We start from the raw sequence: 13,319 nt of genomic DNA, 5'->3' as shown, positions 1-13,319 counted from the left end.
CTGGGTACCGAGGAGACAACTGGTACGTCCCGGCTGGCAATGGCACCCGTGGCCAGCGAGGGAATCGGGCGTCAGAGGCGCATGCTGGCACGCGCCCTCACACGCACATCAGGCGGTCTTGCGAGCCTTGGCAGCGGCCTGGCTGGCCTTGACGGCGGTGTTGGTCATGGCCTGGAAGTTGGCTTCGGCCACATCGGCGGCTTGCTTGGCGGCCTTCTGGACGCTGTCGAAAGCGTTGTTGGCGGCGGCCACGGCCGACTTCACCAGCACGACGGCGTTTTCGGTGCCGGCGGGCGCGTTCTTCACGGCGTTGTCGACCACGGTCATGAACTTCTTCTGGGCTTCGGCAACCTGACCCTCAGCCACCTTGGTCACTTCGCCGCCGGTGGCGGTGGCGATGTCGTACAGGTGACGGTTGTAGGCGGCGATCTTCTCGGCCGAGGGTTGCAGCAGGGCGCTGTGCAGGGCCACCAGTTCCTGGGCATCCTTGGCCGACAGCACAGCCTTGGCGTGCTCGGCGGCTTCTTCCATGGTCGTCTTGGCGGTCTGAATGTTCAGCTCGACCAGCTTCTCGACGCCTTCGAAGGCCTTGGCACCCAGGCTGAACATGGTGTCCAGGTTGGCTTTGTGAGCGGCGAGCAGTTGTTCAGCAGTCAGCATGATCATCTCCGGTATGAGGGTTAGAGGTGTCGCGCGGCCCCGATCAACTCCACATCGGTTTGCTGCGCTGCAACATGGTTCTCAGTATAGGGATCTCCCGTGGCTTTGCAAGCGTGATTTGTGCGCTGCAACATACATTAGATTGCCGAGTCTAAAACCTGATCGCCTACACTTGCGCGTCGCGCAGCCCAAGAGGCCTGCGTCCCTTGTCCAACCCAAGCATCATTCACCATGAGCCTGCTGAACGTCACCCCCGGTTCCAAGACCCCCGACGTCTTCAACGTCATCATCGAAATCTCGGCCAACTCCGACCCCGTCAAGTACGAAGTCGATGAAACCGGCGCCGTGTTCGTGGACCGCTTCATGGGCACCGCCATGCACTACCCGTGCAACTATGGCTACGTGCCCCAGACCCTGGCCGCCGACGGTGACCCGGTGGACGTGCTGGTCGTGACCCCGTTCAAGCTGCCCCCCGGTGTGGTGATCGCCTGCCGTCCGCTGGGCATCCTGCACATGGACGACGAAGCCGGTGGCGATTCGAAGATCGTGGCCGTGCCCACCGAAAAGATCTGCCCGATGTACAAGAACGTGCAGAAGCTGGAAGACCTGCCCGAGCTGCTGATCAAGCAGATCCAGCACTTCTTCGAGCACTACAAGGATCTGGAGCCTGGCAAGTGGGTGAAGGTCAAGGGCTGGGGCGGCATCGACGAAGCCAAGCAGGAAGTCATCACCGGTCTGGCCAACGTCGCCAAGGCCTGATCGCTTCACGCCTTCAGTAAAAGCCGCCCTCGGGCGGCTTTTTTCATGGCCGCTGCCCGGATGGGGCAGGGCGCTCAGGCCACGGTCGGGATCACCTCGGCCAGTGTCTGGAAGATCTGGCCGATCTGCGCTTCGTTGATGATCAGCGGCGGCGAGATGGCGATGTTCTCGCCGGCTGCGCGCACCAGCACGCCACGATCCCAGCAGCCCAGGAAGGTTTCGAAGGCGCGCCGACCGGCCGGGGCGTTGGGGCGCGGCGCGAACTCGATGGCCGCCACCAGCCCGGTGTTGCGGATGTCGATGACGTGAGGCAGCCCCTTGAGCGCGTGAGCGGCTTCTGCCATGGCGCGTTCCATGGCTTGTCCACGGGTGAGCAAGCCTTCTTCGGCGTAGGTGTCGAGCGTGGCCAGGGCTGCGGCACAGGCCACGGGGTGCCCCGAGTAGGTGTAGCCATGGAACAGCTCGATGCCGGGGCCGCTGGCCTGCATGAAGGTGTCGTGGATGGTCTGGTTCACGTACACCGCACCCATGGGCACCGTGCCGTTGGTCAGGCCCTTGGCGCAGGTGATCATGTCGGGCGTGACGCCGTAGTGCTGTGCGCCAAAGGGCGAGCCCAGGCGGCCGAAACCCGTGATGACCTCGTCGAAGATCAGCAAGATGCCGTGGCGCGTGCAGATGTCGCGCAGCTTCTGCAGGTAGCCTTTGGGCGGCAGCAGCACACCGCTGGAGCCGGCCATCGGCTCGACGATCACGGCCGCGATGGTCGAGGCGTCGTGCAGCACCACCAGGCGCTCAAGATCGTCGGCCAGTTCGGCGCCGTGTTCAGGTTGCCCCACGGTGAAGGCGTTGCGCGTCAGGTCATGGGTGTGGCGCAGGTGGTCGACCCCTGACAGCGCGTTGCCGAACATCTTGCGGTTGGGGCCGATGCCCCCCACCGAGGTGCCGCCGAAGTTGGTGCCGTGGTAGCCGCGTTCGCGACCGATCAGGCGGGTGCGCTGGGCGTCGCCCTTGAGCCGGTGGTAGGCCAGTGCGATCTTGAGGGCCGAGTCGACCGCTTCCGAGCCCGAGTTGGTGAAGAACACCCGGTTCAGCCCGGGGGGCGACAGCTCGACCATGCGCTCGGCCAGTTCAAACGCCAGGGGGTGCCCCATCTGGAAGGGCGGTGCGTAATCGAGCGTGGCCACCTGCCGCTGGATGGCGTCGACGATGCGGGGTCGGCTGTGGCCTGCGTTCACGCACCACAGGCCTGCCGTGCCGTCGAGCACCTCCCGCCCTTCCGGGGTGAAGTAATGCATGCCCTGCGCCCGCTGCAACAGCCTGGGGGCCTGCTTGAAATCACGGTTGGCCGTGAACGGCATCCAGAAGGCATCCGTGCGGGCGGTCATGCAAGAGGTCCTTTCAGCAATCCAGAGATTTCAGAGCGCGGTGCAGGCGCCGCGCCTTGACATCACCTTAACGCAAAGACCGGGCCTGCACCACGCAGCTGAGGGGGTGGGGCTCCATGGAAACCCGAAGTTATAACGCCTACCGTTATTTCAAAATCATCTGCGGGGCGCGGAAGTCAGATGGCGCCTCACACACAAACCCATGGAGTAGATGACATGAAGACTTTGGCTCTCAAGGGCTGGCGCGTGGCGCTGGTCGCCGCAGCGTTGAGTTCGGGCCTCACCGGCGCGCGTGCCGTGACCCCCGCCATGGTGGTGGGTTCGACCCTGACCCCTGACACGATGTATGCAGGCTTTCTGCTGCCGATCACCAGCAAGGAATTCCTGGGCACCTTGGGCCTGGTCGTCAACAACATCCCCTACATGAGCGACTACTACGGTCCGGTGGAAGAGTGGTTGCCGCGTGCCCGCAAGTGGTCGTTGATGTCACCGCCAGCCATCAACCCGCCATTCAAGGTGCCACCTGGCCCTGACGCCGTGCACATGGCCTCGCCCTACACACAGATCGTGGCTTTTGGCGACAGCATGTCCGACACCGGCAACCTGTTCCGCTTCACGCAGGCGGTGGGTGGTGTGGGCATGCCCCAGGCCCCCAGCAACAAGGGGCGCTTCAGCAATGGTGTGGTGGCCCTCGAGGTGCTGGCCAACCAGTTGCAACTGCCGCTGACCAACTACTGCTTTTCGGGCGGGCAGTCGGGCAGGGGCAACCTGCTGCCGTTCTGGTCGTGGCAGCGGGGCATGACATTCCAGATCGACGAGTACCACCGCACCCTGGCCGCGCGTGGCGAGGTGCAGAACGACCCCAACGCCCTGTACTTCCTGTGGGCCGGCCCCAACGATCACTTCGTGGGTGTGAACATGTTCAGCAGCCAGGTGTCGCGCAATGTGGGTGCCAATCACCTCAAAGCCCTGCGTGCGCTGTATGCCCGCGGCGCTCGGCATTTCTTCATCCCGCTGATGCCCGACCTGAGCCTGACCCCGCAGTCCACCGCCTTCCAGAAGCAGGACTCCGGCTACAAGGCTGCAGCCGCACGGCGCTCTGATGAAACCAAGGTGGCCATGCTGCAGGCCATCGAGCAGGCGCGTGCCGAGATGCCGGGCATCCAGATCAAGGTGTTCGACACCCTGACCTACATGCGTGAGCAGTACGTCAAGATCCAGGCCGAGGGCTACAACGTGACCGAGTCCTGCTACAGCAGCAAGTTCGTGGGCGGCAAGGTGGTCCCTCAGGTGTGCGCTGACCCTGACAAGTACCTGTTCTGGGACAAGAACCACCCGACCGACTGGGCCAGCCGCGTGCTGGGGGCCGAGTTCACCCGAACTGCCGTGGCGCCCTGATCGTCGCCAGTTCGTTTCAGCACAGGGCGGCCTCCGGGCCGCCTTTTTCGTGTCTTTTCGGTGGTGTTGCACCCCCGATCTGTGGTGTCAGGGTAAACCTGAGGTCTTATATAAGACATAAGTGTTGGCAGAACGACCGTTCGTGCTTAGAATGGGCGCGTTTTCAAGCACCTCCCCCCTCAACCCTCGGAGATCGTCATGACTCAACTGACCCGTGAACAGCAAATCGCTGCCCTGGAAAAAGACTGGGCCGAAAACCCCCGTTGGAAGCTCGTCAAGCGTGGCTACTCGGCCGCTGACGTGGTTCGCCTGCGCGGCAGCCTGCAGCCTGAGTACACCCTGGCCAAGCGCGGCGCTGAAAAGCTGTGGGAAAAGGTCAACGGCGGTGCCAAGAAGGGCTACGTGAACGCTTTCGGCGCCATCACCGCCGGTCAAGCCATGCAACAGGCCAAGGCTGGTCTGGAAGCCGTGTACCTGTCGGGCTGGCAAGTTGCCGCCGACGGCAACACCTCGGAAACCATGTACCCCGACCAGTCGCTGTACGCGTACGACTCGGTGCCCACCATGGTTCGCCGCATCAACAACACGTTCAAGCGTGCTGACGAAATCCAGTGGTCGCGTGGCATCAACCCCGGCGACGAAGGCTTCATCGACTACTTCCTGCCCATCGTCGCTGACGCTGAAGCCGGTTTCGGTGGCGTTCTGAACGCTTTCGAACTGATGAAGAACATGATCGCTTCGGGCGCCGCTGGCGTTCACTTCGAAGACCAGCTGGCTGCTGTCAAGAAGTGCGGTCACATGGGCGGCAAGGTGCTGGTGCCCACCCGTGAAGCCGTCGAGAAGCTGATCGCTGCTCGTTTCGCTGCCGACGTGATGGGCGTGCCCACCATCGTTCTGGCCCGTACCGACGCTGAAGCTGCCAACCTGCTGACCAGCGACTGCGACGAAAACGACCGTCCTTTCGTGACCGGCGAGCGCACCCAAGAAGGTTTCTACCGCGTCAAGAACGGCCTGGAGCAATCCATCAGCCGTGGCGTCGCCTACGCTCCTTACGCCGACCTGGTGTGGTGCGAAACCGGCGTGCCTGACATCGGCTTCGCCCGCGAATTCGCTCAAGCCGTGCACGCTGCCTGCCCCGGCAAGCTGCTGTCGTACAACTGCTCGCCTTCCTTCAACTGGAAGAAGAACCTCAACGACTCGCAGATCGCTTCCTTCCAGGAAGACCTGTCGGCCCTGGGCTACAAGTACCAGTTCATCACCCTGGCTGGTATCCACGTCAACTGGTACAACACGTTCCAGTTCGCCCACGCTTACGCCCGCGGCGAAGGCATGAAGCACTACACCAACATGGTGCAAGAGCCCGAATTCGCTGCCCGCGAAAAGGGTTACACCTTCGTGTCGCACCAACAAGAAGTGGGTGCTGGCTACTTCGACGACGTGACCACCGTGATCCAAGGTGGTTCGTCTTCCGTGAAGGCCCTGACCGGCTCGACCGAAGAAGAGCAATTCCACTGATCCCTGCAGGCCGCAAGGCCTGTGGGCTGATTCAGCAGCTCTGCAAAAACGGCACCCTCGGGTGCCGTTTTTTTTGGCCTGTCGAGGCCTGTGGCCTTCAGTGCGAGCGGCTTTGCCAGCGCCGCAGCAGGTGGTGTGCCAGCAGCATGCCCGCTGCGGCGATGGCGCCGCACACATGGCCTTCGACGGCCACCCGCGCGCCGATCCAGTCGGCGGTGGCGCCCTGCGCGCCACCGGCTTCATAGGCCAGCTTGCCGCCCAGCACCGCCAGACTGCCCCAGCCCCACACGGTGTCGCCGTCGCGCACCGATCGGCATGCCAGCCACAGCCACCAGCCGTGCAGCACGCCGGACAAGCCCATGTAGGGGCTGACCTGGGGCCATGCGGTGAGCAAAAGGGTGCTGGTCAGCAGGCACAGGCCCGTCCACACCACCAGGTGCTGGACCCCTTTCATGCGCTGCCAGGCATGAAAGTGCGCCGCCACCACGAGGGCCCAGCCGCCTGCATTCAGCAGCAGGTGGGCGGTGTTGGTGTGCACCCAGTGGCCGGTGAGCAGGCGCCAGGGCTGCCCGGCGGACACGGCCTCATGCAACAGGGGCAGGTGGGTCATGCCGGCGGCGTGCGCAGCATGCACGGCCGCAGCCAAGGCCACAGGGCCCGCAGCGGCACATGCCAGCAGGGGCAGGCTGGGCCTGTCTCGGGGCGCCAGGGGCGGCGGGCGCGAGTGGGGCATGCCGTGCTGCGCTTCCATGGAAGGGATGTGAGGTGCCTGGTGCCCCGGACCCGACTCGAACGGGCACGACCTTGTGGGGTCGGCGGATTTTAAGTCCGCTGTGTCTACCGATTTCACCACCAGGGCCTGGCAGGGCGACAGTGTAGTGGTGCGCGGTCTGTGCGCCGCAGCTTGCGCCCCCGATGGCCCCGCGACAGGGGGTGTGGTGGGCTGGCGTGGCGCGTTCCCGCATCGTTGGCGCACAAAAAAATCGTGTTAACTTGCCAAAGTCGTGAAAATCGATGTATAGTTCAGGTCTTCGCTGATCGCAACAACCAAGCGCGATCAAACCAGCGAAGTGCTGAAAAGCAATGCGGGATTAGCTCAGTTGGTAGAGCGATACCTTGCCAAGGTATAGGTCGAGAGTTCGAGCCTCTTATCCCGCTCCAAATTCATGAAAAGGCAAGCCTGGTGGCTTGCCTTTTTTCTTTGTCAGCACGGCCCGCTGGTTGTGAGTTCCGTGTGGTTCACGCCTTCAGTTCATGTCCGGTCGGCGCAGGCGTGCGCTGCCAGAAGTTCATGTGCAGGCTGGCGATCCGATCTTCCATCGCGGCCACCGGGCCCACCACCTCCACAGTTTTTTGTCCGCGGGCGAACACTTCGCGGCAGGGCAGGGCCAGCGTGGGGTTCTCGCTGTGGTTGCCGGTCAGTTGCAGCAGGCGGTGCTCGCCCATGCCGTACACCACCCGCCCAATGTGGGCCCAGTACTGGGTGGCTGCGCACATGGCGCATGGCTCCACGGTGGTCACCAAAGTGCAGTGCCACAGGAACTGCGGCGAAAAGCGCTCGGCTGCCCGGCGCGCCAGCACTGCTTCGGCGTGGTTCACGGTGTCCACATTGCCTTGGGTCATGAGCACATTGCCCTGCGGGCCCACCAGCACGGCACCAAATGGGTGATGGCCTTGCGCCTGCGCACGTTCGGCCACCTCATGGGCCCAGCCCAGCCAGATGTTCACGGTGCGTTCGTCTGGGGCGGGGTACTGCGTGAGGGTCATGGTGGTGCGCGGTGGTCAGGGTGAATGGGCGTGAATGGGCGTTGAGTTGCATGCAGGGCAAAAGAGCATCATGGGTTGGTGCTCCACTACAATGTGAGCAAAGTGCATGCCGCACCTCGTGCAACCCAGGTAAGGACCGTAGAAAGGCACTCCAGGTTATGACACCGCGAACTCCCACCTCCCTGTTCACCTCGCCCGAGGTCTAGTGGGCTGGCCGCTGCTTTCGCACATCCTTGTTCGAACCCTGGAAAGCGCGGCGCCCTCCGCGCTTTTTTTCTGTCCGATTCAAAATCATGATCACCATTTCGCTGCCTGACGGCTCCCAACGTGAATTTCCCGGTCCGGTCACCGTGTTCGATGTGGCCGCATCCATTGGCACCGGTCTGGCCAAGGCTGCGCTGGCAGGCCGCGTGGGCCGCGGTGATGCCGCCCGTCTGGTTGACACCAGCCACCTGATCGAAGCCGACACCGCGCTGTCCATCGTCACCGACAAGGACGCCGATGGCCTCGACGTCATCCGCCACTCCACCGCCCACTTGCTGGCCTACGCCGTCAAGGAGCTGTTCCCTGAGGCGCAGGTCACCATCGGCCCGACCATCGAAGACGGCTTCTATTACGACTTCGCCTACAAACGCCCCTTCACGCCCGAAGACCTGGCTGCCATCGAAAAGAAGATGGCCGAGCTGGCCAAGAAGGACGAGCGCGTGACCCGCAAGGTGCTGCCGCGCGATGAGGCTGTGAGCTACTTCAAGGGTCTGGGTGAGCACTACAAGGCCGAGCTGATCGAGGCCATCCCCCAAGGGGAAGACGTGTCGCTGTACAGCGAAGGCAACTTCACCGACCTGTGTCGTGGCCCCCATGTGCCCAGCACCGGCAAGCTCAAGCACTTCAAGCTGATGAAGGTGGCCGGCGCCTACTGGCGCGGTGACCACCGCAACGAGCAACTGCAGCGCGTGTACGGCACGGCCTGGACCAGCAAGGACGACCTGCAGCTGTACCTGACCCGTCTGGAAGAGGCGGAAAAGCGCGACCACCGCAAGCTGGGCAAGGAACTCGACCTGTTCCACATCGACGAGCACGCGCCGGGCGTGGTGTTCTGGCACCCCAAGGGCTGGACGGTGTGGCAGGCGGTCGAGCAGTACATGCGCCAGGTGTACCGCGACAACGGCTACCAGGAAGTCAAGGGCCCGCAGATCATCGACAAGACCCTGTGGGAAAAGACCGGTCACTGGGACAAGTACCGCGAGAACATGTTCACCACCGAGTCGGAAAAGCGCGACTACGCGCTCAAGCCGATGAACTGTCCGGGTCACATCCTGATCTTCAACTCGGGGCTCAAGAGCTACCGTGACCTGCCCGTGCGCTACGGCGAGTTCGGCCAGTGCCACCGCAACGAGCCCACGGGTGGGCTGCACGGCATCATGCGCGTGCGCGGCTTCACGCAGGACGACGGGCACGTGTTCTGCACCGAAGACCAGATCCTGCAGGAGTGCGTGGACTTCACCGCGCTGCTGCAAAAGGTGTATGCCGACTTCGGCTTCACCGACATCATCTACAAGGTGGCCACGCGCCCTGAAAAGCGCATCGGCTCCGACGAGGTGTGGGACAAGGCCGAGAACGCCCTGATGGAATCGCTGCGCGCCACGAACAGCGAGTTCACCATCGCCCCCGGTGACGGCGCCTTCTATGGCCCCAAGATCGAGTACACGCTGAAAGACGCACTCGGCCGCCACTGGCAGTGCGGCACCATCCAGGTCGACTTCTCGATGCCCGAACGCCTGGGCGCCGAGTACGTGACCGAAGCCAGCGACCGCAAGCACCCGGTCATGCTGCACCGGGCCATCCTGGGCAGCCTGGAGCGCTTCATCGGCATCCTGATCGAGCAGCACGCGGGTGCCTTGCCCGTGTGGTTGTCGCCCGTGCAGGCCGTGGTGCTGAACATCACCGACGCCCAGGCCGAGTACGCCCGCGAAGTGGCCGCGGCCTTGACCAAGGCCGGCATCCGCACCAAGCTGGACACCCGCAACGAGAAGATCACCTACAAGATCCGCGAGCACGCGGTGCAGAAGGTGCCTTACTTCATCGTGCTGGGCGACAAGGAAAAGGAAGCCGGTGCCGTGGCCGTGCGGGCCCGCGGCAACCAGGACCTGGGCGTGATGTCGCTCGAAGCCCTGGTGCAGACCGTGCAGCAGGCCATCAGCGACCGTCGCTGACCGATGTCAGCCAGTGGCGCAGCAATTGCGCCAGGGCTGACAATTCGAAGGGCTTGGCCAGGTGCTCGTTCATGCCCGCCTCCAGGCAGCGTTGGCGGTCTTCGGGCGCCGCGTTGGCGGTCATGGCCAAGATGGGCAGTTGCTGCCAGCGAGGCTCCTGCCGGATGCGGCGGGTGGCCTCCAGCCCGTCCATGACCGGCATCTGCATGTCCATCAGCACCAGGTCGACCGATTCGCGCGCCAGCACATCCAGTGCTTGCTGGCCATGTTCGGCAGTCAGCACCTCCAGGTTCATCAGCTGAAGCAGCTCCACGGCCAGCTCGCGGTTCAATGGGTTGTCTTCCACCAGCAGCACGCGTTGGCCGTTCAGGCCTTCGGTGTTCAATTCTCCGGGTTGCGGGTCGGCCTGCACCGCAGTGAGCGCCCCTGGGTGCGCGCTGGTTGTGGGTGCTGCCGGCTGCACGGGGGTGTTCGGTTCGGTGGCAGGCTCGTGCAGTGGCCACTCGGCCCAGAACAATGAGCCTTGGCCCACGGCGCTGCGCAGGCCCACCCGGCCGCCCATCAGTTCGACCAGTCGGCGGCTGATCGCCAGGCCCAGACCCGTGCCGCCATGGCGCCGCGTGGTCGAGTTGTCGGCTTGGTGGAAATGCTCGAACAGCCTGTCCTGTGCTTCAGGGGCGATGCCGATGCCGGTGTCCTGAACCTCCAGACGCAGCATGGGCTGCGCCGACGGGTCGCCTCCGGCGTGGTCTTGCGCACTGTCGTCCAAGGCCAAGAGCAGGCGGATGTCCACCCGCCCGCGTTCAGTGAATTTCACGGCGTTGCTGGCCAGGTTCAGCAGCACCTGCCCCACGCGCACAGGGTCGCCCAGGCAGGTGTCGGGCACCTCTGGGTCCACCCAGGTGTTCAGGGTCAGGCCCTTGTCATGTGCCGGAGTCTCCAGTGTCCAGGCCACCTGCGAAAGCACCTCTCGGGGGGCATAGCGGCGCAGCGCCAGGTCCATCTTGCCTGCTTCGATCTTCGAGAAATCCAGGATGTCGCTGATGATGCCCAGCAGCAGCTTGCTGGCGCCGTGCAGCTTCACAAGGTGGTCTTGCTGCTGAGGGTTCAGCGGGGTGCGTTGCAGCAGGGTGCTCAGGCCGATGATGGCATTGAGCGGCGTGCGGATCTCGTGGCTCATGGTGGCCAGGAAGCGGCTCTTGGCCTGGTTCGCTGCCTCGGCGGCTTCCCGGGCCCTGTGCAGCGGGGTCACATCCAGCAAGGTGATCAGCAGCCCATCGTCGAGCAGCTGGCCGCCAATCTGCAGGGTCAGGGGCAGGCCATCCGATCGGTGCACGGTGTATTCGCGGGCAACCACTTCGCCCTGGTGGTGCTGGGCGTTGGCGATGTCCTTTGCCCACCGATCGACCACCCACTGGCGGTAGCCTGGGTCGGGGTAGGCGCGTTCGAACCAGCGTGCCGGGTCGCGAATGTCGTCGGCATTGAGGCCCAGCAAGCTCAGGTAACGCTGATTCACCGACACCACTTCGCCGCCACGCTGGAAAGCCATGGCCACGGGCGCTCGCTCGTACAGCACCTTGAACAAGCGGTCACGCTCGGCCTGCGCCTGGTGCTCCTGGGCCAGCAAGGTGTCCTGGTGGGCGACCCGAAGCTGGGCCAGGGCTTCGGTGAGCTCCGATGTTCGGGCGCTCACCCGTCGCCTCAGGGCCACGTTCCACAGCAGCAGGGCGCCGCCACCCGTCAGCAGGGTGACCAGCGTCCAGGTGGCGGCTGGGGTCCATCTTGCATCCTGCGAAGCTTCGTCGGGCAGCCACCGCTTGCGCAGGATGGCGCGTTCGTCGGGCGGGATGCGCTGTGTGCCGGCTTCGATCACCTGCAGCAAGGCGTGCTGTTCTTTCTGCACAGCCCGGTGAACGCGGCCGGTGTACAGCGTGAAGGCCAGTGGATATCGGGCATTCAGCCCTGTTCGGGCCAGGTAGTGATGGGCCGGCGCCTGGTCGGCGCAGAACACCTGAACCTCCTGACGCTCTGCTGCAGCGATCAGTTCTGTGTAGTTGGGGTAGGTCCGTTGCGTGTGGATGCCCGCGCGCCGCAGCTCATCCACGCAGGCGTCACCTGCCTGTACACCCACCAGAAAGCCTTTGAGCGAGCTCCGATCGCGCACCCCTTGAATGTCGATGTGGCGGTAGATGCCCACCGGCATGTCGCTGTAAGGCGCGCTGAACGCCAGCAAGGCTTCTCGGTCGGGTGTGCGGTAGATGAGGTCGATGACATCGTGCTCACCTCGGAGCAGTGCGCGCTGGGCCTCCGCCCAGTTCATCAGGGTCAGCTCCACCCTTCGGCCCGTGTGGTGAGACCATCGTTGCCAGAAATCGACCACGTAACCCGTGGCGCGGCCGTCGGCATCGCGAAAGGCAAAGGGCGGAAAATTGTCATCGGTGACCACCCGCAGCGGCGGAGCAGCCGCCTGCACCGTTGGCACGCCTGAGCCCGCGGCCCCGATGGGCAGGGGCAGCCAGCACAGGATCAGGCCAGACATCAGCCCCAGGGTGGTGATCAGACGCAGCCGAAGTGCCATGGTGGTCGTGGTGCGAAAACCTTGCCAGTGCATCACCAAAGCGCTTTGCAAACAAGCACTTAGGCTGGTGACACGGTGGCGTCTGATTTGCGCAACATGGCCATCGCGTATAGAATCGCGCGAGCATTTGCTGCAAAAAGGTGCAGGGTGTTGCTGGTGGGCTTTCCCGCTGGTTGCGCGCTCGCCTGAAAGCCGTGCGCGCCCGAGGTGCTCATCCCTCGGTGTGATGTCGCCCGATGACTTCCCCGAAGCTCTCTTCAGACATCCTCTGCCAGGCCTGATGTGTCCGTGTTGCCGGCGTGGTTCCGGTGGCGCTGACCAGGCGCTCTGGGCGCGTGTGTTTGTTTTGTCGGTGGCCGTCCTGCGATCCAGGCGTCCGCCTGAAGGAATTCGACATCGCTAACTTCTTCGACCGCCGCACGCGCAATGACGAGCGCAAGCACCGGCTGAACCGTGAAATCACCGCACCGGAAGTCCGTCTGAACGGCCCGGAAAACGAACCGCTCGGCATCGTCAGCATCCAGGAAGCGCTTCGCCTGTCCGCCGAACACGATGTGGACCTGGTGGAAGTGGCTGCCCAGGCTGACCCGCCCGTCTGCCGCCTGATGGACTATGGCAAGTTCAAGTACCAGGAGCAGAAGAAGGCCCACGATGCGAAGATGAAGCAGAAGGTGATCGAGGTCAAGGAAATCAAATTCCGCCCTGGCACCGACGACGGCGACTACGCGATCAAGCTGCGCAACCTGCGCCGATTCCTCGAAGACGGCGACAAGGGCAAGGTCACGCTGCGCTTCCGTGGCCGTGAAATCACCCACCAGGAACTGGGCCTGAAGCTGCTCGAGCGCGTGCGCGACGACCTGCAAGACTGCTCGGTGGTGGAGAACATGCCCAAGCTGGAAGGCCGCCAGATGATCATGGTGCTGGGCCCCAAAAAGAAGAAGTGAGCCACGCGGCTGATTTTTCTTCTACAATCTATGGTTTTGCCGCTTGCTGGTCTGGTCACTGGCTGGCGGCTCGAAGCCCCTGCAGGCTGTCAAGACATGG

General features: G+C 63.8%; 10 protein-coding genes and 2 tRNA genes. 6 read left to right on the top strand and 6 right to left on the bottom strand.

Going from position 1 to position 13,319, the window contains the following annotated elements; genetic code table 11:
* Nucleotides 1–108: 108 nt before the first annotated feature.
* Nucleotides 109–660 (bottom strand): TIGR01841 family phasin, encoded by a 552-nt coding sequence (gene phaP, locus EYS42_RS01135; RefSeq protein ID WP_280960170.1) that lies wholly within the window; start codon nt 658–660, stop codon nt 109–111.
* Between the two features lie 231 nt (nt 661–891).
* Here phaP and ppa point away from each other — a divergent pair, with 231 nt between their 5' ends.
* Nucleotides 892–1,419, top strand: a complete 528-nt coding sequence (ppa, locus tag EYS42_RS01130; protein WP_130966028.1) for an inorganic diphosphatase — start codon at nt 892–894, stop codon at nt 1,417–1,419.
* Nucleotides 1,420–1,493: 74 nt separating this feature from the next.
* Here the strand turns inward: ppa and aptA are convergent, their stop codons facing one another.
* Nucleotides 1,494–2,804, bottom strand: a complete 1,311-nt coding sequence (gene aptA, locus EYS42_RS01125; RefSeq protein WP_130966027.1) for an omega-aminotransferase AptA — start codon at nt 2,802–2,804, stop codon at nt 1,494–1,496.
* A gap of 216 nt (nt 2,805–3,020) precedes the next feature.
* Here aptA and EYS42_RS01120 point away from each other — a divergent pair, with 216 nt between their 5' ends.
* Entirely contained in the window at nt 3,021–4,202 is a 1,182-nt protein-coding gene (locus tag EYS42_RS01120; protein ID WP_165456597.1) for an SGNH/GDSL hydrolase family protein, read from the top strand.
* A 198-nt stretch (nt 4,203–4,400) separates the two neighbouring features.
* Nucleotides 4,401–5,717 (top strand): isocitrate lyase, encoded by a 1,317-nt coding sequence (aceA, locus tag EYS42_RS01115; protein ID WP_130966025.1) that lies wholly within the window; start codon nt 4,401–4,403, stop codon nt 5,715–5,717.
* A 97-nt stretch (nt 5,718–5,814) separates the two neighbouring features.
* Here aceA and rrtA read toward each other — a convergent pair whose 3' ends face one another.
* Together rrtA and EYS42_RS01105 are read right to left on the bottom strand one after the other, a co-directional pair.
* Nucleotides 5,815–6,468, bottom strand: a complete 654-nt coding sequence (rrtA, locus tag EYS42_RS01110) for a rhombosortase (protein ID WP_130966024.1) — start codon at nt 6,466–6,468, stop codon at nt 5,815–5,817.
* Nucleotides 6,469–6,487: 19 nt separating this feature from the next.
* Nucleotides 6,488–6,576, bottom strand: a tRNA-Leu gene (locus EYS42_RS01105).
* Nucleotides 6,577–6,802: 226 nt separating this feature from the next.
* Between EYS42_RS01105 and EYS42_RS01100 the strand changes: the two genes are divergently transcribed.
* Nucleotides 6,803–6,878, top strand: a tRNA-Gly gene (locus tag EYS42_RS01100).
* Between the two features lie 78 nt (nt 6,879–6,956).
* Here EYS42_RS01100 and EYS42_RS01095 read toward each other — a convergent pair.
* The gene (locus EYS42_RS01095; protein ID WP_130966023.1) at nt 6,957–7,484 is read right to left on the bottom strand and encodes a nucleoside deaminase; all 528 of its coding nucleotides are present in this window, start codon (nt 7,482–7,484) and stop codon (nt 6,957–6,959) included.
* A 293-nt stretch (nt 7,485–7,777) separates the two neighbouring features.
* Here EYS42_RS01095 and thrS point away from each other — a divergent pair, with 293 nt between their 5' ends.
* On the top strand, nt 7,778–9,697 hold the full coding sequence (gene thrS / locus EYS42_RS01090) for a threonine--tRNA ligase (RefSeq protein WP_130966022.1): 1,920 nt from the start codon (nt 7,778–7,780) through the stop codon (nt 9,695–9,697).
* Here the strand turns inward: thrS and EYS42_RS01085 are convergent.
* The gene (locus EYS42_RS01085) at nt 9,681–12,275 is read right to left on the bottom strand and encodes a response regulator (RefSeq protein WP_165456596.1); all 2,595 of its coding nucleotides are present in this window, start codon (nt 12,273–12,275) and stop codon (nt 9,681–9,683) included. The genes thrS and EYS42_RS01085 overlap by 17 nt on opposite strands.
* A 380-nt stretch (nt 12,276–12,655) precedes the next feature.
* On the opposite strand from EYS42_RS01085, the gene infC reads away from it, so the two are divergent.
* On the top strand, nt 12,656–13,219 hold the full coding sequence (infC, locus tag EYS42_RS01080; protein WP_425358858.1) for a translation initiation factor IF-3: 564 nt from the start codon (nt 12,656–12,658) through the stop codon (nt 13,217–13,219).
* Nucleotides 13,220–13,319: the final 100 nt, after the last annotated feature.

The sequence above is a fragment of the Aquabacterium lacunae genome (assembly GCF_004310865.1).
Lineage (GTDB): Bacteria > Pseudomonadota > Gammaproteobacteria > Burkholderiales > Burkholderiaceae_C > Aquabacterium > Aquabacterium lacunae.
Note: the sequence above shows the minus strand (reverse complement) of the source record. Positions and strands in the feature narration are given on the sequence as shown.